17 protein-coding genes are annotated in these 22,022 nt (G+C 70.9%); 7 read left to right on the top strand and 10 right to left on the bottom strand.

Annotated elements, in window-relative coordinates:
• Both U2P90_RS16275 and U2P90_RS16270 read right to left on the bottom strand, forming a co-directional pair.
• Positions 1-1,002: an NAD(P)/FAD-dependent oxidoreductase gene (locus tag U2P90_RS16275; protein ID WP_322472944.1), complete on the bottom strand. Its 1,002-nt coding sequence runs from the start codon at positions 1,000-1,002 to the stop codon at positions 1-3.
• A 106-nt stretch (positions 1,003-1,108) separates the two neighbouring features.
• On the bottom strand, positions 1,109-1,816 hold the full coding sequence (locus tag U2P90_RS16270) for an ankyrin repeat domain-containing protein (protein ID WP_322472943.1): 708 nt from the start codon (positions 1,814-1,816) through the stop codon (positions 1,109-1,111).
• A 44-nt stretch (positions 1,817-1,860) separates the two neighbouring features.
• On the opposite strand from U2P90_RS16270, the gene U2P90_RS16265 reads away from it, so the two are divergent.
• The gene (locus U2P90_RS16265; RefSeq protein ID WP_322472942.1) at positions 1,861-3,264 is read left to right on the top strand and encodes a glycoside hydrolase family 32 protein; all 1,404 of its coding nucleotides are present in this window, start codon (positions 1,861-1,863) and stop codon (positions 3,262-3,264) included.
• A gap of 54 nt (positions 3,265-3,318) precedes the next feature.
• On the opposite strand, the gene U2P90_RS16260 is transcribed toward U2P90_RS16265, so the two are convergent.
• Complete coding sequence (locus U2P90_RS16260; RefSeq protein WP_322472941.1) at positions 3,319-4,188, bottom strand: serine protein kinase RIO; 870 nt, start codon at positions 4,186-4,188, stop codon at positions 3,319-3,321.
• A 360-nt stretch (positions 4,189-4,548) separates the two neighbouring features.
• Between U2P90_RS16260 and U2P90_RS16255 the strand changes: the two genes are divergently transcribed.
• The 3 genes from U2P90_RS16255 to U2P90_RS16245 all read left to right on the top strand — a co-directional run bounded on the left by U2P90_RS16255 (position 4,549) and on the right by U2P90_RS16245 (position 9,228).
• A complete protein-coding gene (locus U2P90_RS16255) occupies positions 4,549-5,787 on the top strand; it encodes a hypothetical protein (protein ID WP_322472940.1) in 1,239 nt (412 codons plus the stop codon).
• Between the two features lie 125 nt (positions 5,788-5,912).
• Positions 5,913-7,808 carry a beta strand repeat-containing protein gene (locus U2P90_RS16250; protein WP_322472939.1) on the top strand — a complete coding sequence of 632 codons (1,896 nt, stop codon included), beginning with the start codon at positions 5,913-5,915 and terminating at the stop codon, positions 7,806-7,808.
• Positions 7,809-7,953: 145 nt separating this feature from the next.
• Positions 7,954-9,228 (top strand): hypothetical protein, encoded by a 1,275-nt coding sequence (locus U2P90_RS16245; RefSeq protein WP_322472938.1) that lies wholly within the window; start codon positions 7,954-7,956, stop codon positions 9,226-9,228.
• Positions 9,229-9,246: 18 nt separating this feature from the next.
• On the opposite strand, the gene U2P90_RS16240 is transcribed toward U2P90_RS16245, so the two are convergent.
• Positions 9,247-10,203 (bottom strand): ABC transporter substrate-binding protein, encoded by a 957-nt coding sequence (locus U2P90_RS16240; protein WP_322472937.1) that lies wholly within the window; start codon positions 10,201-10,203, stop codon positions 9,247-9,249.
• 146 nt (positions 10,204-10,349) lie between these two features.
• On the opposite strand from U2P90_RS16240, the gene U2P90_RS16235 reads away from it, so the two are divergent.
• Positions 10,350-11,207 carry a hypothetical protein gene (locus tag U2P90_RS16235; protein ID WP_322472936.1) on the top strand — a complete coding sequence of 286 codons (858 nt, stop codon included), beginning with the start codon at positions 10,350-10,352 and terminating at the stop codon, positions 11,205-11,207.
• Positions 11,208-12,040: 833 nt separating this feature from the next.
• On the opposite strand, the gene U2P90_RS16230 is transcribed toward U2P90_RS16235, so the two are convergent.
• A complete protein-coding gene (locus U2P90_RS16230; protein WP_322472935.1) occupies positions 12,041-14,077 on the bottom strand; it encodes a bifunctional diguanylate cyclase/phosphodiesterase in 2,037 nt (678 codons plus the stop codon).
• Positions 14,078-14,132: 55 nt separating this feature from the next.
• Positions 14,133-16,103, bottom strand: a complete 1,971-nt coding sequence (locus U2P90_RS16225) for a S9 family peptidase (protein ID WP_322472934.1) — start codon at positions 16,101-16,103, stop codon at positions 14,133-14,135.
• Positions 16,104-16,396: 293 nt separating this feature from the next.
• Here U2P90_RS16225 and U2P90_RS16220 point away from each other — a divergent pair, with 293 nt between their 5' ends.
• Both U2P90_RS16220 and U2P90_RS16215 read left to right on the top strand, forming a co-directional pair.
• A complete protein-coding gene (locus tag U2P90_RS16220; RefSeq protein ID WP_295818582.1) occupies positions 16,397-16,588 on the top strand; it encodes a hypothetical protein in 192 nt (63 codons plus the stop codon).
• Between the two features lie 106 nt (positions 16,589-16,694).
• Entirely contained in the window at positions 16,695-17,813 is a 1,119-nt protein-coding gene (locus U2P90_RS16215) for a M20 family metallopeptidase (RefSeq protein WP_380102382.1), read from the top strand.
• Positions 17,814-17,826: 13 nt separating this feature from the next.
• Here the strand turns inward: U2P90_RS16215 and U2P90_RS16210 are convergent, their stop codons facing one another.
• From U2P90_RS16210 to U2P90_RS16195, 4 genes are all read right to left on the bottom strand, one after another.
• Positions 17,827-18,318, bottom strand: coding sequence for a DUF4385 domain-containing protein (locus U2P90_RS16210; RefSeq protein ID WP_322472932.1), 492 nt, complete (start codon positions 18,316-18,318; stop codon positions 17,827-17,829).
• A 183-nt stretch (positions 18,319-18,501) separates the two neighbouring features.
• Positions 18,502-19,134, bottom strand: coding sequence for a Dps family protein (locus tag U2P90_RS16205; protein ID WP_322472931.1), 633 nt, complete (start codon positions 19,132-19,134; stop codon positions 18,502-18,504).
• A gap of 48 nt (positions 19,135-19,182) precedes the next feature.
• Positions 19,183-20,085, bottom strand: a complete 903-nt coding sequence (locus U2P90_RS16200; RefSeq protein ID WP_322472930.1) for an MBL fold metallo-hydrolase — start codon at positions 20,083-20,085, stop codon at positions 19,183-19,185.
• An 89-nt stretch (positions 20,086-20,174) separates the two neighbouring features.
• Positions 20,175-21,713, bottom strand: coding sequence for a M20/M25/M40 family metallo-hydrolase (locus U2P90_RS16195; protein ID WP_322472929.1), 1,539 nt, complete (start codon positions 21,711-21,713; stop codon positions 20,175-20,177).
• Positions 21,714-22,022 lie beyond the last annotated feature (309 nt).

The raw sequence follows: 22,022 nt of genomic DNA, 5'->3' as shown, positions 1-22,022 counted from the left end.
CTAGGGCGCGGCCTGCGCGGCGAGCCACCACCCGCTCAGCAGGGCGGCCTCGACGCGCGGGCCGTGCTCGTCCGGGGTGAAGCCGTCGCCGCACAGGCCCAGCCGCTGCCCGGCGTCCCAGTGCCCGGCCCCGGCGGCGCGGCGGATGGGCGTGGCGTAGCGCCAGCGGTGCGCGAAGGCACTCTCCACGCCGGGCAGGTCGCCCAGCACGTCTCGCGCGGCGTCCAGGAGTTCGGGCAGCACCTCGTCCGGGGTGCGTTCCAGGTTCGCGCGCGACCACGCGGGCGTGGCGTGCAGCATCACGGCGGGGGGGTGCCCGGCGGGGCGCTTGGTGTGCTCGCGGGCGATCCACTCCAAGACAGGGTGCCCCCGCAGTTCCAGCGCGGGCCACGTGGCGTCGAGGTCGGCGGCCAGCACCACACCGGCCGCCCACGCGGGGTCGTAGGCGACGTCCGGCACCGCCACGCCCGTCCCCGCAAGCAGCGGCAGGAGCTGAGGGGCGGGCACGTCCAGCAGCACGGTGCGCGCGCGGGCGACCTCGCCGGACGCGGCCAGGACGTGCCACACGTCACCGCGGCGTTCCAGGGCGGTCACGGTCACGCCCGTATGTACGTCCAGTCCGTCCGCGAGGGCCTTGCCCAGGGCGCTCAGCCCCTCCGGGGGCGCGTAGCGGGGGTGGCCGTCGCTGCGGGCCCCCGTGACGCGGCCGTCCTCCCAGCGGGCGAAGCCGCGCGCCCACTCGCGCAGCCAGCCGTCCCGTTCCCCCTGCGCCACGAGCCCGCGGGTGCGCTCCGCGCGCACCGTGAAGAAGCGCGCGCCGTGGTCGAGTCGGGCGGCCGCGCCGTCCTCGCCCTGGGCGCGGCGGGTCGCGGCGCGGCCGGACACGCCGCGGCCCTTGTCGAGCACCCGCACGCGCTCCCCGGCCCCGTGCAGGTCGCGGGCGGCGGCCAGTCCGGCCAGCCCAGCCCCGACCACGACCACGTCCAGCACGTCAGGCGTCATGGCGCTCCGGTCGCCGGGCGGCGCTCGACGCGAGCAGCAGGGGCAGCAGGGCCAGCAGGAACTTCAGAGGACGCGGCATGGGCGCAGTATCCGGCGTGGCGTGGGCTCAGTCCGTGGCCTGGAGTAACTTCACCATCCCCGCGTACCCCCGCTGCCGGGCGTGCTCCAGGGCCATGGTGCCGTCCCGGTCGGCGATCCGCGGGTCGGCCCCGTGCGCCAGCAGCACGCGCACGATCTCCGTGTGCGTGGGCCCGCCGTCGCCCAGGATCACGGCCTCCAGCAGGGCCGTCCAGCCCAGGTTGTTCACGTGGTTCACGTCGATGCCCGTGGTCGCCAGCACGGCCCGCACGTACGCGAGGTGGCCGCGGTCGGCGGCCGGGATCAGGGCGGTGCCGCCGAAGCGGTTGGTGCGCGTCACGTCGGGCCGGGCCCTCAGCACCTCGCGCAGCATGGCGACGCTGCCGGTCTCCCCGGTCACGAGCAGGGCGTTGTTCCGCTGCGCGTCCTGCCGGTCGGGATCGGCCCCGGCGTTGATCAGGACGCGTGCGGCCGCCACGTGGTCGCCCACGACCGCCCACGTCAGGGCGGTGCGGCCGGCGGCGTCGGCGGTGTTCACGTCCGCCCCGGCGCGCAGCAGCGCCGCGACCTGCGCGGCCTGCCCGGCCTGGGCGGCGGCGAGCAGCCGGGCGTCCAGCGCTGCGCGGGCGGCGGGGGCCACGCGAGCGATCGCGGGGTGGGCCGCGCCGCCGGCGTGCGCGGAAACGGGCCACGCGAGCACGGTCAGCGCGGCGGGCAGCAGGAGTCGCCTCGGCATGCCTCCATCATGCGCGCGTCCGCGCCGGGGGGCATCATGGGCGGGTGAGCACCCTGCGTCCCCGCGTGCATTTCACGGCCCGGCAGTACTGGCTGAACGACCCGAACGGCCTCGTATACGCGGGCGGCGCGTACCACCTCTTCTACCAGCACAATCCCCGCGCGGCGGAGCACGGCTACATGAGCTGGGGCCACGCGACCAGCCCCGACCTGCTGACCTGGACGGAGCACGACGTCGCCCTGCCGTGGCGCGAGCGGCACGACGTGTTCTCCGGCAGCGCGGTCGTGGACTGGGCGAACACCAGCGGGCTCGGGCGGCCCGGCGATCCCCACCCGCCGGTGGTCGCCATGTACACCGCGGCCGGGTATTACCACCAGGCGCAGCACCTCGCGGTCAGCCGCGACGGCGGCGCGACCTGGGACTTCGCCACGCCTGACCCCGTGCTCGACGAGGGCAAGCAGGACTTCCGCGATCCGAAGACCTTCCGGCACGCGGCCAGTGGTCAGTGGATCAGCGTGGTCGTCCACCCCGACGAGCGCCAGATCGGCGTGTACGGCTCGCCCGACCTGCACGTGTGGCGGGAGCTGTCCAGATTCGGCCCGGTGGGCGGCGTGGACGGCATCTGGGAGGTGCCGGATCTGTTCCCGCTGACCACTCCGGATGGCCAGGAACGCTGGGTCATGAAGGTGGACGTCTTCGCGGGCGGCCCCCAGGGCGGCACGGGCGCGCAGTACTGGGTGGGCGACTTCGACGGCGCGGTCTTCACGCCCACGCAGCCGGCCCGCTGGGCGGACTGGGGGAAGGACTTCTACGCCGCCATCACGTACAGCGACCTGCCCGACCCCGGGCGGCGCGTGTGGCTGGCGTGGATGAACTCGTGGGACTACGCCAAGGCCATCCCCACCCACCCGTGGCGTGGCGCGATGACCCTCCCGCGCGAGCTGGGCCTCGCCCCGGACGGCACTGAGTGGGCCCTGACGCAGACGCCCGTGCGGGAACTGGACGGAGTGCGGCAGGAGCGACGGGAGCTGATCCCCGGGCAGGACGTGGAGGTCACGCCGGGGCAGGCCCTCGACCTGGAAATGACGGTGCCGCAGGGGGGCCGCGCGATCCTCACCTTCCGCTCGGAGGCCGGCGTGGAGGCGACCCTGCGCGCCGGCGGGGGAGAGCTGGTGCTGGAGCGGCCCGCCCGCGCGGACGTGCCGGGCTTCGGTGGGACGCACGCGGCCCCGCTGCCGCCGGCGGGCGGCGACACCGACCTGCGCGTGATCCTCGACACGTGCTCGCTGGAGGTCTTCGCGGCGGGGGGCCGGGTCAGCCTCACCGACCTGCTGCTGCCCGCCGCGCCGGTCACCCGCGTGACCCTGGACGGGGAGGCCCGCAGAGCGCTGTGGCCGCTGCGTCCCTGCGTGCCCGACTGGGAGGGAGAGGAGAGCCCGGAGCGCTGACGCGCCGCCTCGGCGTCCGGGCCAGGCGCAGACGGACGGTGGCCCCGGGGCGGATCACGGCAGCACCAGCCGGGGCTCGGGCGCGGGGCCGGCGGCGGCGCGGCGCTGCACGTCGCGCAGGGTGGCGTCGGGGTCGGCGTGGATGCCGTGCTTGCGGAAGGACGTGGCGAGGCTCTGCACGTCGCGGGCGAGGAGGTCGCGGAAGTTCGGGTTCTGGCGGGTCACGAGTTGCGGGAAGTCGATGATGATCACGGTGTTCTCCCACCACAGCAGGTTGTAGGTGCTGTAGTCGCCGTGCACGTAGCCCAGGCGCAGCAGCTGCGCGAGGCCGTCCACGCTCTGCTCCCACGCGCTCGCAGATTGTGCGGGGCTGAGCTGGGCGTCGCTCAGGCGGGGGGCGACGCTGTCTTCGGTGCCGATCAGGCGCATCAGGACGGCGGGCACGGTCTCGGCGTAGTCGTCGGGGCGGGGGCCGGCCATGGGCTCGGGGACGTTCAGGCCGGCGCGCCACAGCGTCCACAGGTGCGCGTACTCGGCCATCACCCAGCCGTGCTGGAGCATCTGCAGGCCGGTGCGGCTGCGCGAGTGCATGGCGCGCGCGGCGCGCTGGTCGAGGATGACCTGACCCTCGCGGTACACGGCGTCGTTCTTGAAGCTGCGGGCGGTGAGGTCGCGGTAGATCTTGAGCAGGGCCGGGCCGTGGGGGCTGCGGGCCACGTAGGCGGTGGCCTCCTTGCCGCTCTTGAGTTCCGCGACGACCTCGGTGATCAGGCCGCGCGCGGTCAGTCGGCGCACGGTGTCGTCGGCGATGTCGTCCTCGTCGGGCGCGGCGAGGTCGTCAAGCCTCCGGCGGCCCTGGGGGCGGTGGCGTTTGCGGCGCAGTTTCTGCTCGCCGGGCCCGTCGTCGGGCCAGCGGGCGCTCATGGGTGCCCCGATCGGTCAGGGCGTGGCGGTGGTCCGGAAGGCCGGTGCGGCCGGTGACTGCAGTGCAACAAGGGAACTCCTGGAATCGCTGAGGGAACCTCGGGCAGGGATCGTCCAGTGGTCAATGTCGTTGTGGGTCATAGGCGGCACCTCCTTTTCGGTGATGGAACCAGCGTAGCAGGCCGCCCACATTGTGAAGCACCTCTAGGCCATCACGCCTAGTTCCCTGACGGCACAATGTTCCTGTCTGTTACCTGGTGTTACTTCCTGGGGTGTTAGGCTGAACGTGCGCCGCTGTCCACTCCATGTCCGACGGTTCAGGATGAACCGATGGCACGCGGCCCAGGGAGAACTGGATCCATGCAGCACACCGCCACCAGCCCGGGCACCCTGACCATCGGCCTGCACAAGGACGTGTGCACGGTGTACTGGCGGGGCTCCCCCGTGGCGCTGTCGCACAAGTGGGTCGTGTTCTACACCCTGCTGGCCGTCCATATCGACCGGCATGTCAGCACCGACGAGATCTGTGACCATCACCCGTGGAGCCGCCTGAGCCCGCACATCGCGGGGCGCGACATGTGGCGGTTCACGACCACCCAGGAACTGCGGTTTTTCGGGCAGCGCATCACCCAGAGCCCGGCGCGGCAGGCCAGCAAGCTCTTCACGCTGAACCTCGACGCCGCCCGCCACCTGCAGTTCGAGCCCAGCCGGCCGGCCATCGCCGACCACCTGCGGACACTGCGTGCGCAGCGCAACGCGATCAGCATGGAGCTCAGCGAGTGCACGCTGCTGCTGTACGCCGGACTGGTCGACCAGTCCCATGCCCGCCTGCTGGAGGTGCGTGGCCGCACCCTGGATGTCAACGAGCGGGCCCACACCGAGACGCTGATCACCATGTGCGTGGACGAACAGCAGGGCGTGCACGGCACCGCGGCGCAGCTGCCGACCCTGCACGCCCTGCTGGCGCAGCCCGGCCTGAACCGCATCAACCGTGCCCGGCTGCTGATCCGGCTGGCCCGTCACGCCACCCTGAGCAGCGACGTGGCGGCCCAGGCACACTTCGACGACCTGCGCAGCCTGCTGGTGCCCGAGGACGGCGTCGAGTTCTGTCAGTACCACATCAACTACGGTCTGTTCCTGCGCCGTGGTGGGAAGCTCGAACAGGCCATCCATCACCAGCGGGTCGCCCACGACGCCGCGCAGAATGCCCAGTGGTGGTACGGCGTGTACGCCGCCCGCAGCAACCTGGCCCTGACCCACCTGAGCGTGGCCGACGACAGCCCGCCGCTGGCCCGGCGGGCCCACCTGGAACGTGCCCTGGACTGGGCCATGCGGGCCAGCACGACCGCCACCCTGACCCGGCAGTCCATCTCGCAGGCCGTGGCCGCCGTGCTGGTCGTCCGCGCGTATCGCCTGCTGGGGCAGTACGACCGTGCCCGCCACTGGCTGACCGTCGCGCAGCTGTATCCGCCCCTGCCGGATCAGGCCGACCACCTGGCGGTCACCTTCGACGAACTGGCACTGATCGAGGAGGCGTGCGGCAATCACTTCCTGGCCGATGTGGCCCGCCGCACCGCCCGTCACCTCCGCGAGTCCTGAGCCGCGCGGCCCCGCCACAGCAGTCACGGTGCGGTCACAGTGTCCCCAGCACCATGCCTCCACCTCCGGCCGTGGGCGGGTGAACGTCCCTCCGCCCGCCGGTGCCGGGGGCATGGAGGGACACCATGAACGCACGCGCCGCCCGTCATTCCGCCCGCCTGATTCCGCTCCCGCTGACACTGACGCTGCTGCTGGCCGCGTGTGGTGGCCCCACGACGCCGCCCGGCACGCCGGTCACGGCCCTGACCGACAGCGGCCCCGGCTCGCTGCGTGAGGCCCTCTCGGCCGCCGCGCCCGGTGACACCCTGCGCCTGACCCAGACCGGCACCGTGACCCTGCAAAGTCCGCTGGTCATCGATAAAAACGTGACCATCGTCGCGACCGGCGTGACCGTCGACGCCGCCGGCAAGGGCCGCGCCATGGAGGTCGCCAACGGGGCCACGGTGACGATGCGGGGGGGCACGGTTACAGGAGGCAGGGGGGTCAGCGTCGAACTCACGACCATCGGCCTGCGCGGGCAGGGTCAGAGCGCAGCCACGTGGGGCGGGGGCCTGATGAACCGGGGCACCCTGACCCTGGACGGCGTGACCTTCACCAACAACAGTGCCAACAACGGTGGCGCCATCCTGAACACGGCCGGTGCCACCCTGACGCTGAAGAACGTCACCATGACCGGCAACCGGGCAACCGTTCCCACGCCGGATCTCGAGACAGAGAGTACCGGCTCGGGCGGCGCCATTGCCAATCGGGGCACCCTGACCATCGAGAGCGGCACCTTCACGGACAACCAGGCCGTGTACACCGGCGGCGTTGTTCGCCACTCGAACGGCACCCTGACGATCAAGGGGGGCACCTTCGACAGCAACAGCTGTAGCGCCCAGGAGTGTGCAGGCGGTGTGCTGCTCGTCTCTGCGGCTGGCGTGGCCACCCTCGAGGGGGGCACGTACACGCGCAATACGACGGCCGAGGCTGGCGGCGGTGGGGTCATCCTCCAGACGGGGCCGAACTCGGTGGTCACGATCAGCGGCGGCGCCTTCTCCGGGAACACCTCGATGTTCGGCGGTGTGTATGACGGCTTCCAGGGCGGCACGCTGAAGATCGCCGGAGGCACGTTCGAGAACAACACGGCAGGCAAGTATGGCGGGGCCTTTCAGGTCAACCAGAACGGCACGGCCTTCACCATGACAGGCGGAACCATCCGGGGCAACCGGGCGGGCCTGGCGGGCGGCGGGATCAGCAGCGGCATCAGCGTGACCCTGACCGGCGGCACCATTGAGGGCAATACCACCGAGGGGACTGGAGGCGGGGTCAATACCTACGCGCTGTCGGGCGTGAAGCACACCGTCACCCTGGGAGGGAGTCTGGTCATCCGCAACAACAAGGCGGCCACCTATGGCGGTGGGGTCGCGGCCGGCGGGGCCGATGCAGGTAGCGTGATCTACGACATGCAGGGCGCCACCATCCAGGGGAACGCGGCCCAGATTGCCGGGGGTGGGATGAATCTGGATCACGCCGTCACCCTGAATCTGAGTGGAGGGAGCATCTCCGGCAACACGGCCGTAAAGACGGGCGGCGGGATCACGGTGGGCGGCACGGTCACCATGACCGGCGGCAGCATCACCGGAAACAGTGCGACCAACCGTACCAGCGGCGCGGATACGGGGGGCGGCGGGGGCGGCGTGCGGCTGTACGCCGGCAGCCGCATGACGGCCAGTGGGGGCACGATCAGCAACAACACTGCATGGTACGGCGGCGGGGTCGAGACGAACGGCGCGTATCAGACGTCTCCCACGTCCACGTTCGTCCTGTCCGGGGCGACGGTCAGCGGCAACCGGGCCGATGGCCTGGACGGCGGCGGGTTCTGGAACGACGGCTCGCTGACCATCCAGAGCGGGAGCGTGACCGGCAACACGACGACCCGCAACGGGGGTGGCGTGTTCAACACCACCAAGGCCGCCTACGCCCAGCCCGGCGGCAGCGTGAGCGGCAACACCCCGGACAACGTGTTCACCTCGCAGTAAGGCCAGCCAGGGTGGCCGGGTTCCGGGGCTCACGCTCTGGCCCGGCCGCCCGCGTGGGCAGATGCGGTATGCCGGCGGCGCGATGTCGCGTAGAAAAGAAGGGAAGTGGCGGGCCGGAACGTCCGGTCACGCCAGGGAGGGATGCATGGCACAGCGGCGGTTCGGCGGGCGGCACATGGCAGCAGGATGGGCACTGGCCCTGAGCGGGGGGCTCTCGGGGTGCGGGGTGGTGGAGAACCTGACGACCACGCCCGTGACTGTGGCCGCCGTGTCCGCGCAGCATCTTGCGCCGGGCGCGTCCGTGAGTGTGCCGATCGACGTGACGCTGGCCGGGCGGGCCGGGGGGCAGGACGTACAGCTCAGCGTGCAGAGCGCGGACGCGGCGCTCGTCACGGCGACGCTGGAGGGCCGCACGCTGACGCTGCGGGCGGCGGCGGGGGCACTGCCGCAGGGCCTCGTGCCGGTCACGGTGACGGCGCAGGTGGGTGAGGACACGGCCACGCGGCGCATCGGCGTCGAGATCGGGTCGCGGATCTCGGCGGAGTTCGCGCGGTTCAACGCAGTGCGGGCCCAGGCGGGCCTGAGGGCGGTGGTCTTCGACGACGAGGCCAGCATGAACTGCTGGCTGCACGGCCGCTACAGCGTGCTCAACGGCGCGGCCGGGCACAACGAGGACGCCTCCCTGCCGTACGCGACACCGCAGGGCCTCAACTGCGCGGCGAACAGCAACCTGTCGTGGAATACGCTGCCCGTCGCGAAGCTGGCCGGCAGCACCTCCGCGACCGACACGCTGTTCAGCGTGCCCTTCCACGCCGCGGGCATGCTGCACTCCGGGCAGACGCATGTGGGGATCGGGTCATATGCGCGGCCCTATCCGAATGACGCGCGGTACGTGCAGACCGGCAGCGGCATCACGTCCATCCGGCCGGAGGGCGCCGGGGCCGGTGCTCCCGTCACCTTCCCCGGCAACGGGCAGGAGACGGACATGGCGCAGTATCCGGGCGGCGAGTGGCCGAATCCGCTGACGTCCTGCGCCGGTTTCGATCCGCGCAGCACGGGCCTGCCGCTGGTGGTGGCGTCGCGGATCTTTGGAGACACGACCGCGACCGACGCGACCCTGAGCGTCGAGGGCGGCGGTTCCGTGGAGGTGTGCGCGTACGGCAGCACCCAGTATGTGAACACCACGGACGCCCCGGGGAACTATGTGGGGGGGCCGCGCAGCGCCCAGGACATCGGGCGCAGCATCCTCAAGGGATACGGCGCGGTGTTCGTGATTCCGCGTGCGCCGCTTGTGGCCGGCAAGACCTACCGCGTCAGCGTGACCGTGAATGGCACGCCGGTGACATGGTCGTTCCGGACGGCAGCCACGCTGCGCCCACAGACTCTGGCCCGGCCCGGTGTGCCGCTGCGCGTGCAGTGACGGCCGGCGCGGTGAGGCCTACTTCAGCGTCTTGCTGATGTAGGCGTTCGTGTAGAAGTCCGTGGCCCTGACGCCTGCCTTCAGGCTGCCCTGCGTGACCAGGGCCGCCACGGCCTTCGTCCACGCGGCCGGATTGCTGGAGCCCAGCCCGCTCTGCTGCGTCCACGCGCTGGTCATCAGGGGGGTGCTGGCCTTCAGGATCTCCAGCGTGCCGCCCTGGGCGCCAAACACCGGCCTGGCCACGGTGAAGGCGCGGGCGGGATCGGCCACCGTGAACTTCAGGCCGCGCTGCGAGGCCCGCACGACCTTTCCCGGCAGGTCGCCCGCGAGGCTCCGGGCGCTGCCGATCAGGCCGGCGCCGACCATGGGATACGCGCTGCTGATGTCCAGCGTGTAGACCTTCTTGCCGCTGACCCGGGCCAGGTTCAGGACGTCGTTGTTCACGTAGCCCACGGCGGCGTCCACGCGCCCGGCCTGCACGGCCTCGACCTGCGTGAAGCCGACCGTGGCGAGTTTCAGGTCGCGGCCGTCGTTCAGGCCGGCGTCGTCCAGCAGCGCCCGCACGGCGTTGTACGAGCTGCCGAAGGGGCCGGGAATGCCGATGGTCTTGCCCTTCAGGGCGGCGGCGCTGGCCAGCGGGCTCAGGCTGAAGACCGTGACCGGGCTTTTCTGGTACATGGTCATCACGTACTTCACGTCCGCGCCCTGGGTCTTGGCGAAGATCGCGTCCTCGGGATCGCCCACCACGAAGTCCAGCTTGCCCTGCAGGAGCAGCGGCATGAGTTCGTTGACGAAGCCGTGCTGGAACTTCACGTTCAGGCCCTCGGCCCGGAAGTAGCCCAGCGTATCGGCCACGTAGAAGGGCGTGAACTGCACGTTCGGGAAGTACCCCAGGCCGATGGTGACGGTGCGGTTCTGGGCCGACGCGCCGCTCACGGCGGCGAGCAGCAGGGTCACGAGGGCGGCGCGTGTCATACCGGCGAGTATACGGGCGGTGCATGACGCGTCCTTGACCGGCCGGCCGGAACAGACGCCCAAAACGCCGGGATGATAGACTCGGGGGCACGCCCGCGTGCCGTGGCCCTGCGGGGCCGGCCGAGCGGAGCAAAGGAGTACACCAGATGACCCAGAACGACGACACGCGCCAGACCGAGCAGACGCCGGAAGAACTGCGCGAGATCATTCCCCAGCTTCAGGGCGAGCCCGACGAGGACGCCGTGCTGGATGCACAGGAAGCCCAGGACGAGGGCGAGATGGCGGCTGCCGCACCGGCCGGCGCAGACGACGAAGAGGGCGAGGACGAGTACATCGACGCCGACGACCTGCTGGGTCTGCTGGGTGAACTCAAGGAGATGCTGGAGGCCCAGGGCAAGGAAATCCGTGGCCTGCGCCGCGAGATGCGCGAACTGCGCGAGTCGCAGGGCCAGGCCGGTGCCCGTCCCCGCGAGGATCGTGGCGGCCAGGGTGGCGGCTTCCGTCCCCGTGAAGACCGTGGCGGCTACCAGGGCGGCGGCGACCGTGGCGGTCAGGGTGGCGGCTTCCGTCCCCGCGAAGACCGTGGCGGCTACCAGGGCGGCGGCGACCGTGGCGGTCAGGGCGGCGGCTTCCGTCCCCGTGAAGACCGGGGCGGCTACCAGGGCGGCGGTGACCGTGGCGGTCAGGGTGGCGGCTTCCGTCCCCGCGAAGACCGTGGCGGCTACCAGGGCGGCGGCGACCGTGGCGGTCAGGGCGGCGGCTTCCGTCCCCGTGAAGACCGGGGCGGCTACCAGGGTGGCGGCGACCGTGGCGGTCAGGGCGGCGGCTTCCGTCCCCGCGAAGACCGTGGCGGCCAGGGCGGCGGCTTCCGCCCCCGCGAGGACCGGGGCAGCTTCGGTGACCGCGAGTTCCGTCCGCGTGACGCCACGCCGGACGCCGCCGAGCGTCCCCGCGCCCGCGCGGATCGGGGCTGGAGCAATACCCCCCGTCGCGACGACGAGTAAGCCCCGACCGGCCTGAGGCCGGCAGCCCCCCACCGCAGTGGCATGCTCCACGCGGTGGGGGGTTCGCTGTTGCGACGGGCCCACTGGACGCAGGGGGACATCCCGCCGGGTCTCCAGCGCGGTGACGGCGGTTCGGGAGTCCTCAGGTCGGTCAGATCATGGCGCTGCTCCGGCTCCTCCGCGACCCCAGCCCCCGGGATGGCGACGTGGCGAGGGTCTGCTGCGCAGCGCCCGTCCGGGCATCACCGGGAGGCACTGTCATCGGGATCCCGGGTGCCCTGACCGGGTGGCCCGCACCGGCCCGTGCATAGACTCCGTCCTGTTCGGCCTGCCCCGCGGCAGGAGGGAGCCTCGTCCCGGATCCCTGGAGACAGACCGCGATGTCTGTCCCGTACTCCTGGGGGTTCGGGGTGTGCGGCACGCTCCTGCCGCCGGCTCGGTCGTTACGCCGGTGATGGTCAGGTCACGGCGCAGCGCTTCCTGGAGCACCACCGGGCAGGCCGCGCCCGTCTGATCGCAGGGGCCGCGACGGGCCCACAGCTCTCCAGCAGGCTGGTCGCCTTCGTGGTGCACGAGGACGCTGGGGGCGGGAAGCTTGGAGTGCAGTGCCCTGGTGTCGTGCCTCAGTGCCGGCAGGACCTCGGGAACCACCCCGTGCTGTGGCGGCTGGAACCGGGTGCGGATGATCAGGGTCGGTCGATCCGGCACCTGTTCGGTGCGGACGGCCGTGCGGTTCTCCTGCAGAGAGCGGTACAGGCGGGTGGGAGCGTGCCCACGGTGTTCGACCTCGGCCTTCACGCGGTGTACGTGATGGCGCGGGCGTCCGGATCCGTTCACGGATGCAGGCTGTGCTGCGGCGCTCCGCCCTCCGGGGTGCTGTGGCCGGTTCCGGTCACCAGGCCGCTCAGGGGGGTGACCTCGAAGCCGGGAGCGGGGCGGCCCAGCAGGTATCCCTGCGCGAAGCGGGCGCCGAGATGCCACGCGTGCTGGAGGACCCGCGTGGTCTCCAGGCCCTCCACGATGACCTTGACGCCGGTCGTGCGGGCATAGGCCATGATGGCGGACAGGACGGCATTGGCCGTCACGTCGTCGGGAGCGGCGGCCACCACGCTGCGGTCGATCTTCACGAAGTCCACGGGCAGGCAGCGCAGCATCTCCAGGCCGGCGTTCCCGGCCCCCAGGTCGTCCAGCGCGATCTGGAAGCCGGCGGCGCGCAGGCTGCCCACCTGTTGCAGTACGGCCGCCATGTTGCCGGTGCTGCGCTCGGTGATCTCGATGACCACGCGCTGCGGCGCCAGACCGACCGCACCGACCTCGTCCAGCAGCAGGGTCGCCAGTGAGATGTCCTGATCCAGCGTCTGGGGCGAGACGTTCAGGAACAGCAGGGCGCCGTCGGGCAGGCCATGGGCGCGTGCCAGCGCAGTGCGGATACACAGGTGATCCAGGGCGGCGCTGCGGTTCACGCGGGCGGCGACATCGAACAGTTCCTGGGTGTCGCGGAAGCCCGCCTCGGCCGCCGGGCGGGCGAGCGCCTCGAAGGCCAGGGGGATGCTGGTGTGACCCGGCACGCACAGCTGCCAGATGGGCTGAAAGGCCACGTTCATGTGGCCCCCCTGAATCAGGTGGCGCAGCGCGTCGACCTGTTCCAGTCCCAGCACACTGCTGCGGCCCGCGACCTGCTGGAAACTCACCTGCCGGTTGCGGCCCCGGCGCTTGGCCTCGCGCAGCGCCTGGTCGGCCTGCTGGTGCAGGTCGTCCGTGGCGATGGCGGTCGTGCCGGGGATGGTCGTGGTCAGTCCGGCACTGATCGTGGGCAGGTTCGCGGCGGCCAGCTGCCCACGCAGGTCGTCGATGACGCGGGCCGCGTGCTCAGAGGTTACGGGCAGCAGCAGGGCGAACTCGTCGCCCCCCACGCGGTACGCCCGGCCCTGGAAGGCCATGCCCAGCAGGTGGCCGACACTGGACAGCACCTGATCGCCGTGCAGATGTCCGCCCCGGTCGTTGACGACCTTGAATTCGTCGAGATCCAGGCGCGCCAGGGTCAGCGGGGTGCCGTCGAGGGCTCCCAGGCGCAGGGCGGCTCCGAGTCCTTCCTGGAACGCGCGGTGGTTGCCGAGCCGGGTCAGGGGATCCGTGATCGACTCGGCCCGCAGCCGGTTCAGGGCCGTCTCGTGCGCATCGTCCAGCACCCGCTGCTTGCGCAGCAGCACGCGCCACAGGACGACCAGGATGCCCAGTCCGGCCACGAACACCACCGGGGCCAGCACCGCCAGGGCGTCCAGCAGGCGGTTGAGGTGGGCCAGCTGGGCGCTGGCCTGCTGGCGATGGGCACGGGCCTCGGCATCGATCCGCTGTTCGAGCTGGGCGAAGACCGGCAGCACCATCACACGGTCAATGTTGCTGACGTGCTGCTGGTCACGGGTCCTGACCGCCGGGAACAGGGAGGACCGGATGGCCGTCATGTACTGCTCGTGCAGCTCCATGAGGGCCGTCACGCGCGTCTGCTCGGCGGGGGCGCTGTTGTCGTGGGCGGCCCGCAGCACCATCGTGACGTTGCTGGCGGCCTTGGCGTGCTGCGCCTCGGTCGCGGCCGAGGGTTGCAGGCGGTAGCGGCGTTCCAGGGATTTCTCGGTGCCGACCCAGTAGCGGACTTTCTGGTACAGGTCGCTCTGGCGCACGGTGCGGGTGGCATCGTGGGTCAGGAAGCGGGTCTGCACCACCGCCAGCACGGCGAACAGGGCCAGCGCCAGGAAGGTGAGCATCAGGGCGGCAATAACCGTCGTCCGGCCCTGCGTCCAGCGACCATCCCACGTCCAGCCGACAGGATGACCGCACGGCAAGGAGGGTGCGGTGCCGGCCCGGAACTGCATGATGCCGAGCGTACCAGGCCAGCTCTTACCCGATCCTCACGGGTGCCGTCCGGGATCAGCTGGCGTCGGGGACGGGGCCCAGCCAGCGGCCCAGCCATTCGAGCGTTTCCTGCAGGCGGCGCACCCGCCGGTCCGGCCGGCCCGAGCGGGACAGCTCGTGATCCTCGCCGGGGAAGCGCACGAAGCGCGTGGGAACCCCGAGCTGGATGAGCGCCGCATACCACTGCTCGGCCTGCTCGACCGGGCAGCGGTGATCCAGGGCCGAGTGAACGATCAGGGTGGGCGTGCGGACGTTCTCGACGTACTGCAGCGGGCTCATGTCCCACAGCGCCGCCGTGTCGGCGCGGCGCGTGACGCTCAGACCCAGCTCGTCCTCCCAGAAGCGCAGCCCGATGTCCGAGGTACCGGCAAAGCTGATCAGGTTGCAGATGCTCCGGTCGGTGATGGCGGCCTGGAATCGTGGCGTGTGCGCCGTGATCCAGTTGGTCATGAACCCGCCGTAACTGCCGCCCATGACCGCAGTACGCGCCGGGTCAAGGGCGGCGTGCTGCGCCAGGCAGGTGTCGAAGAAGGCCAGCAGGTCGTCCATGTCCACACTGCCCCAGCGGCCGTGGATGGCATCGACCCAGGCCTGTCCGTAGCCGATCGAGCCACGCGGATTGCTGTAGCACACGCCGTAGCCCTGTGCGGCCAGCAGCTGGAACTCGTGCGTGAAGGCGTGGCCGTAGTCGGTGTGTGGCCCCCCGTGGATGGTCAGCACGGCGGGCACCGGGCCGTCGCCGTCCGGCAGCAGCACCCAGCCCTCGCCGTCGCCCAGGGGGGTGGAGAAGGTCACGGGCAGGGGGCGGCGGGCCGCGAAGGGCAGCCGGGCGTTCAGGTCGGTCACGGGGACACCGTTCAGCTCGACCTCCGGGAACACGTGCGCCTGCTCGCGCAGCAGCGCCACGCCCCCGCCGGGCACCGCGGTGAACGCGGCGATCACACCGTCCGGGCGATGGTCGTGCGCAGTGACGGTTCCCTCGGCGCTGTTCGGAGCCAGGGACGCGAGGAACAGGCCGCAGCTGCCGCGCACCGTCGAACTGAACAGCAGCGTGCGGTCGTCGAGCCACACCGGACGGTCCGGCATGGCCCCCACGTGGCAGTCGCCGCCCACTGCGTTGCCGACCGGGTGGTCGTGGCCACCGTCCAGACGGATCACGCGGTCATCCGCGCCGAGGACGTACACGTGGGTGTGCTCGGTGTTGCCCTGGCCCTCGGGCCGTCCCACCACGGCGAAGCGCTCGCCGTCGGGGTGGGGTACCACGGCCGTGATCGCGGAGTTCCAGCGCGTGAGCTGCGTCGGCGCTCCCTGCAGCGGCAGCCCGAAGACCTCCTGCTCCCAGTGGGCGGCGTTCAGATCGGTCACGGCACTCACGAAGAGCACCCCCGAACTGTCGGGACGCCACGCATACGCGGTCACGGCCACAGCCGGCACGTGCCACTCGTCCAGATGATCCTCCAGCACGTCGTACCGCCACAGCCGCGCCGGCCGCTCGGGCAGCCAGTCCTGGCCGTTGAACCGGTACCGCGGCGTGGTGATCACGCGGGGCTCACCGCGCTCGTCCCGGCGATCCTGGTCGTCGCCGCTGCTCAGGAAGCTCAGGTACCGCCCGTCCGGACTCCACTGCACGTCCTGCACGGGGTGCTGCAGGTGGGTCAGCCGACGCGCCTCGCCGCCGCTCACGGGCAGCAGGTGCAGCTGTCCCCGGAAACCGCCGCTGTCGCGCACGAAGGCCAGCTGCGTGCCGTCCGGTGACCAGCGCGGCGCACTGTCACGCCCCTCGCCCGCCGTGAAGGGCCGCGCCATCTGGCCGTGTTCCGCCACCCAGATGTGCGACTTGTAGCGGGGGCGCGCGAACTGCTCGTCGGGGGCCCGCACGTCCTCCTCCTCGATCCGCGACAGCACGAAGGCCACACGGCGACCATCCGGGCTGAGGCGGGGATCCGAGGGAAAGGCCAGGGCCAGCAGGCTGTGCGGCGTGGGCATGACGCCATCAGGCGCGGACGCCGCAGGGTGGAGGGTGGGCACGTGGGCAGTCAAGCATGACGCGGTTCTGACTTCATGATGTCTGTCTCAAGGTCAGGTGACAGTCGGCCCATCCCCCGACCAGACCACGGCCAGTACCATGACTGTACCTGTACTGGTTGCCCCGCGTGGGGTGGATGTCCTTCGTTCCGGCGGAGGGCATGTCCGTCTCTCTCCACCGTGTGCCGGGAGCCGGTTCGGTGCTCCATCCATCCTGCCCCCCACATCTTTTCGCCGACACTGGAGGTCCGCGTATGCACGAACTGTCCTGCACCTGGGTTCCCGGTACCACCAACGTCGTCCGCCTGCGGTTCAACGGACGCACCATCGAGATGACCAGCACCCGCCTGAGCCGGATCTTCGGGCCCAAGGTGCTGGGTGACCTGTACCTGCGTGGCCGCGCCGTCCTGCGTGCCGACGCCGTCCAGCTGGCCCAGCTGACCTGACCTCCCCGAGACCGGACGGCCGGGGGCCGGAACGTGCGTCGTTCCGGCCCCCGGCCGTTGCCATATGTCGCCGCTCCGCAGGGGGCCGGACAGACGGCGCAGTAGCATGTCGCGCATGTCGTCTGATCTGCCCGACCTGAGCGCCATGCTGGCCGACCTGCACACGCTGGTCAGTCTGGAATCCCCGTCCAGCGATCCGGTCGCCGTGAACCGCGTGATGGATGTGGTCGAGGGCTGGGCGCGTGACCTGGGGGCGGTGACCCGCGCCCTGCCCGGCGGCACGCGCTCCATGACGCTGGGGGTGGACGGCAGCGGCGTGGCCCGGCCCCTGCTGATCCTGATGCACGCCGATACCGTGTGGCCCACCGGCACGCTGGAGCGCATGCCCTGGCGTCAGGATGGCGACCGGCTGTATGGCCCCGGCACCTATGACATGAAGGGCGGCATCGTGGGCACCGTCCATGCCCTGCGGGCGCTGCGCGGGCAGTGGCCCGACGGCGGGATCCACCTCCTGCTGTCCCCGGACGAGGAGATCGGCAGCGACAGCAGCCGTCCGCACATCGAGGCCGCGGCCCGTGCCGCCCGTGCGTGCCTGGTCGTGGAGCCCCCGGTCGCGGACTCACACGCCCTGAAGACCGGGCGCAAGGGCACCGGCGGGTACTGGCTGACCCTGCGGGGCATCGCCAGTCACGCCGGGAACCGTCCCGCCGATGGAGCCAGCGCCATCACGGCCGCCGCCGAGGCGGTGCTGGCGGTGCAGGCGCTGGCCCGTCCGGATATCGGCACCACCGTCAGCGCCGGGGTCATCCACGGGGGCAGTGCCATGAATGTGATCCCCGAGACCTGCACGGTGGAATTCGACCTCCGGGTCTCCACCCTGGCCGAGGGGCAGCGCGTGGACGCCGCCGTACAGGCGTGGCGGCCCGCCGACCCCCGCGTGACCGTGGACGTGCGCGGCGGTATGAACCGTCCGCCCTTCGAGCAGGGGGCCGACACGCTGGCGCTGTACGCCCGTGCCCGCGAACTCGCCGGCACCCTGGGCTTCGACGTGGGCCACGAGAGCGTGGGGGGCGGCAGCGACGGCAATTTCACCGCGCCCATCACCCCCACCCTGGACGGCCTGGGTGCTCCCGGCGACGGGGCCCACGCCCAGCACGAGCACATCCGCCTGGATCGCTGGCCCGCGCACGTGCAACTCCTGACCCGCCTGATCCAGACGATCTGACGTCGGCGGCCTATCAGCCGTACGTCTTCTTGTGTTCCTTCTTCATCCGGGCATACTCCGCGTTCGCCTCGGCCTCCTCCCACTTCGCCTTGAAGATGCGGGCGGACTCGGCCTTGACCGGGTCTTCGGGTTGGCGGGGCAACTCGGCGCGGCCGTGGGCGCCGCTCTGGCCCTTCCTGTCGTCGGGCACCGGGCCATCGTATTTCCTGCCGCCCCTGTGGTTGGCATAGCGCCGCGAGCGCGTGAAGCCCATCTGGAGGAACTTGCGGGCCATGTCCGCGCCCACGAAGTCGCCATCCTTCAGGTACGCCAGGAACATGGCAAAGATGGTGTCGCTGCTTTCCCGCGCTGCATCCGGCGTCGCAAAGCGCCAGTGCGGCAGGAGTTCACCCTTGTACGGCTGCACCAGCAACACGCCCTGCTCGCCCACGCCGACCCGATACAGCTCGGGATGTGCCCGCAGGTCAAGGTCGGCGTAGTTCAGGGAGTAGTCGAATTTCGGCATGGTTTACGCCTCGGTTCAGGGCGGGCACCGGGACGGCCCGGCGGCCCTGCGCCTTCTCGCTTCGATCGGCCCTGACGGGCAGGGTCGCAGCGCTCCATTCCGGGATGGGCAGGACAGCGCTGCCCGTCCCTCCATTCCGGCCGCTCCCACTATCGGTACTCGCTCCGCTCGCAGGCCGATTTCTCAGTTCATCCGGTCGTCGTCCATCATCGCCTGGAGCATCCAGCGGATCTTGTCGACGGTGGCGGCGTAACCGTTGTACATATCGGCGGTGGCGGGGTCGTTCGCGTCGTCCACCGTCTGGGAATCGTCGCGGTAGCCCTTGCCCACGCGGGTCAGATCCTGTACGAGATCGGCCACCTGCACGCGGGCGTCGCGCACGGTCTCGGTGGGCACCTCCACGACCGAATAACGGGCAATGTCCACGGGCGCGGCCATCGGGCTGCCGCCCAGGGCCACCAGCCGCTCGGCCTGTTCGTCGATCGAGGGGAAGATCTCCTCGATGAACTCGTCGTAGGCGAGGTGCAGGTCGCGGAAGAAGCGGCCCCGGATGTCCCAGTGGTACTTCTTGAATTTCAGGTACAGGCTGATGCTGGTGGCGAGGTTGCGCTGCAGGGTCTCGGCCACCGTGCCGAACTCGGATTCCGACAGGTAGTTGTGGTCGACCAGAGCGTTGTTGGTGGTACTCAGGTGCGCGGCGTCGGCGTGGGCGGTGCCGCTCGCCTTGCCACTGGCCTTCTTGCCGTCACTGGTGCCGGTGGTGCGGGTGGCCTTCGCCGGAGCCTGGGTGGGGGTAGCCTTGCTCTTCTTCGTCATGGCTGGAGGGTACGCTGCCCCCACCGGGGAACCCCAGAGGGAGTTTCTTTACGCTTGGCTCCCGAAGACGAGCCGGTTCGCGCTCACCTGCATCTGGACGGCCCCCGCCTCCAGCAACTCGGTCAGGTGGGCGCTGACCACGGCGCGGTTCAGGACGACGGCGCCTGCACTGGTCATCGTCACGCCCAGGGTGTCGCACACCCGTGGCAGCAGGTCGTCCACCGTGGCCGGCTGCTGCCGCACGGCATCCAGGACGGCCTGGGTTGTCCGGGCGTGGGTCGCCAGATTCGCCGCCACCAGATCCGCCAGCTCCTCCGTCGGCCCGCCGTGCCCCGGCAGCGTCACGCGCACGCCCTCCAGCCCGCCCAGCCGTGCCGCCGCCGCCTTCTGCAGGCCGGAATCCTGACAGAACACCAGGGGGTGCTTCGCCAGCGCGTCCGGGCCGAACAGCGCGTCCGCGGCGTACAGCACCTCGCCCACCCGCACCGCGTACATCATGCTCGCGTGGCCCGCCACCTCGATGAGCTCCACGGTCACCCCGCCGAGCCGGCACAGTCCCGGCTCGGGTGCCAGCCGCGCCAGACTGGGCGGTGCCAGCAGGAATTTGGTCTGCAACTCGTGTGGGGGCCGGGCGCCGAACAGCCCGATAGGCTCCAGGATCGGGTGCGTGATGATCGCGGCCTCCAGTGGCGGTGCGAACACCTTCATCTCCGGAAAGCGCCGCAGGATGAAGGTGTTGCCCCCGTGATGATCCGCGTGGCTGTGCGTGTTCAGGATGCCGGTGGGAGTCAGGCCCGCGCTGTCCAGCGCGCGCAGCAGCTTGCGGGCGTGCGAGTCGTCCAGGCCGGTATCGACCAGCAGCGCCCCGCCGTGGCCGTCCTCCAGCACGACACTGTTCACCGCGCCGGGAAGGTAGGAGACGCCGGGAGCCAGCGGAATCAGGGCCGACATGCCGACATGCTAGGGCCTGCGCCGGATCGCAGGAGGCTGGCCCCGACCGGCACCGCCGGGGCCGGCCTCCGTGTCCGGATCATCCGTGCTCAGCGGACCGCGTTGTTCCCCCGGAAGCTCATGTTGGCCGCCGCCGTGCCCGAGGCCTGACCCGTGCCGTTGACCGCTGAGGTCGTCTGGGCAAAGGTCAGCACCGCGTGGGCTGCCGCGTCGCCCATCTCGTCCAGCGCCTGGGCGTTCACGTTCGCCAGGGTGTCGCAGGCCTCGTGGTAGCACGGGTCGTAGGCGACGCCGGCCGTGCCGCCGAAGACCTGGGCCTCGGCCGCCGACTTGATGCCCTCGGCCCCGGTGAACAGGCCGCCGGCCGGAATGCCCGCCTCGATGAACGGGCCGTAATCCGAGCGCCCGCTGAAGGCCGTCGGCAGGGATGCCAGGCCCTGGGCCGCGAAATAGCTGGTCAAGACATTCTCGATCGTGCCCGACCCGTTCGGCCCGGCCCCCTCGGGCGTGGCGTTGCCGTCGCCGTCGTACACGAAGCGGGCGTAGTTGGGCGAGCCGACCATGTCGAAGTTCAGGTTCAGCGCGATGTCCTTCTTCTGGCGCGTGCTCAGGCTGGCCACGTAGCGCTCGGAACCGATCAGGCCCAGCTCCTCGGCCCCCCAGAACGCGAAGCGCACCTGATTGCGCGGCTGGATGCCCAGGTTGGCCATCTGAAGGGCGATCTCCAGGATCGCGGCGCTGCCGCTGCCGTTGTCGTTGATCCCTGGGCCGCCGTCGACCGAGTCGAGGTGGGCACCGACGACCACCACACGGTCGCTGCGCCCGGTTCTGGTCTGCGCGATGACATTCTGCGAGGTGCGTGTCTGTTCCTCGGTATCCACGTTCACCGTCACGGTCGCCCCGTTCAGGGTGCTGCCGGCGGCGAAACTGGTGAACACGGCCGGAATGGTCAGCGCGTTGACCTCGCCCACGACCGGGGTCAGGTCGATGTCGGTGCGTCCCGGCTGACCCTCGTTGAAGATGATGACTGCCGACGCGCCTGCTGCCTGGGCATTGAGAATCTTGATCTCGAAGGTACAGGTGCCGCGCTGGATCAGGGCGATCTGGCCCGGCACGAAGCCGGCGAAGTCGGCCGCCTCGCAGCCGCTGCTCGACGTCGGGGTGGGGGAGGGCGGCAGCACCAGATCCACGCCCTGCACCGCAGCGGTCGCGCTGCCCTCGGGGCTGTACTGAATGGAGACGAATTCGCTCCCCGGCGTGAAGGTTCTGGCAATCGGTGCCGTCTGCGCCAGCGTGGAGAGGTCGACGAACACGGGATACGTGAAGGTCTGGAGGCTCACCTGATACCCGGCGGCCGTCAGCTTCTGCTGGACATACGCCACCGAGGCGTCGTAGCCCGGCGTGCTGGCCGCCCGCGTGCCACCGTTGGCCGACGCGATGCCCTGGAACGCCGCGAGGTGCTGCTGGATACCCGGGGCATTGACCGCGCTCCGCAGCACACTGGTGTCGGCACCGACGGCCTGTGCACTGAGCGAGTCCCCGGACGTCGCCTGGGTGCCCGGCGCATCGGACGCGCTGCAGGCGGCGAGCAGGAGCGTGAGGACGGCCACGATCGGAAACCTGGACATACGTTCACCTCGGCAGGACGTGGGGCGGTGAGACGGGGCGACCGGGAGAGCCTGTTCCGGACGCTGTCCACACGCGACTGATGTCCGCCGAGACCCGCTGAATTGTGAGTTGCACCCCCAGCGTATCCAGAAGTGACCTGAAGAGTATTTATGCTCTCTTCATTTGAAACGTCCCCGACGCTGTGATCAGAACTGACGCCACAGAGCAGAAGTGCGCCAGTATTGCCAGGGAGGGCTAGGAGCGGCCACCTCGGCAGAACCTGACCTGGAGTGTGCTGTTACCTGTGATGTCGTCGCCAGGGGCCGGTT

The organism is Deinococcus sp. AB2017081 (assembly GCF_034440735.1).
Taxonomy (GTDB): domain Bacteria; phylum Deinococcota; class Deinococci; order Deinococcales; family Deinococcaceae; genus Deinococcus; species Deinococcus rufus.
Note: the sequence above shows the minus strand (reverse complement) of the source record. Positions and strands in the feature narration are given on the sequence as shown.

Excerpts from the sequence above, each read along its gene's own strand:
- U2P90_RS16275 (WP_322472944.1), bottom strand. The coding sequence starts at position 1,002 with ATGACGCCTGACGTGCTGGACGTGGTCGTGGTCGGGGCTGGGCTGGCC.
- U2P90_RS16270 (WP_322472943.1), bottom strand. The coding sequence starts at position 1,816 with ATGCCGAGGCGACTCCTGCTGCCCGCCGCGCTGACCGTGCTCGCGTGG.
- U2P90_RS16260 (WP_322472941.1), bottom strand. The coding sequence starts at position 4,188 with ATGAGCGCCCGCTGGCCCGACGACGGGCCCGGCGAGCAGAAACTGCGC.
- U2P90_RS16255 (WP_322472940.1), top strand. The coding sequence starts at position 4,549 with ATGCAGCACACCGCCACCAGCCCGGGCACCCTGACCATCGGCCTGCAC.
- U2P90_RS16250 (WP_322472939.1), top strand. The coding sequence starts at position 5,913 with ATGAACGCACGCGCCGCCCGTCATTCCGCCCGCCTGATTCCGCTCCCG.
- U2P90_RS16245 (WP_322472938.1), top strand. The coding sequence starts at position 7,954 with ATGGCACAGCGGCGGTTCGGCGGGCGGCACATGGCAGCAGGATGGGCA.
- U2P90_RS16240 (WP_322472937.1), bottom strand. The coding sequence starts at position 10,203 with ATGACACGCGCCGCCCTCGTGACCCTGCTGCTCGCCGCCGTGAGCGGC.
- U2P90_RS16235 (WP_322472936.1), top strand. The coding sequence starts at position 10,350 with ATGACCCAGAACGACGACACGCGCCAGACCGAGCAGACGCCGGAAGAA.
- U2P90_RS16230 (WP_322472935.1), bottom strand. The coding sequence starts at position 14,077 with ATGCAGTTCCGGGCCGGCACCGCACCCTCCTTGCCGTGCGGTCATCCT.
- U2P90_RS16225 (WP_322472934.1), bottom strand. The coding sequence starts at position 16,103 with ATGCCCACGCCGCACAGCCTGCTGGCCCTGGCCTTTCCCTCGGATCCC.
- U2P90_RS16220 (WP_295818582.1), top strand. The coding sequence starts at position 16,397 with ATGCACGAACTGTCCTGCACCTGGGTTCCCGGTACCACCAACGTCGTC.
- U2P90_RS16215 (WP_380102382.1), top strand. The coding sequence starts at position 16,695 with ATGTCGCGCATGTCGTCTGATCTGCCCGACCTGAGCGCCATGCTGGCC.
- U2P90_RS16210 (WP_322472932.1), bottom strand. The coding sequence starts at position 18,318 with ATGCCGAAATTCGACTACTCCCTGAACTACGCCGACCTTGACCTGCGG.
- U2P90_RS16205 (WP_322472931.1), bottom strand. The coding sequence starts at position 19,134 with ATGACGAAGAAGAGCAAGGCTACCCCCACCCAGGCTCCGGCGAAGGCC.
- U2P90_RS16200 (WP_322472930.1), bottom strand. The coding sequence starts at position 20,085 with ATGTCGGCCCTGATTCCGCTGGCTCCCGGCGTCTCCTACCTTCCCGGC.
- U2P90_RS16195 (WP_322472929.1), bottom strand. The coding sequence starts at position 21,713 with ATGTCCAGGTTTCCGATCGTGGCCGTCCTCACGCTCCTGCTCGCCGCC.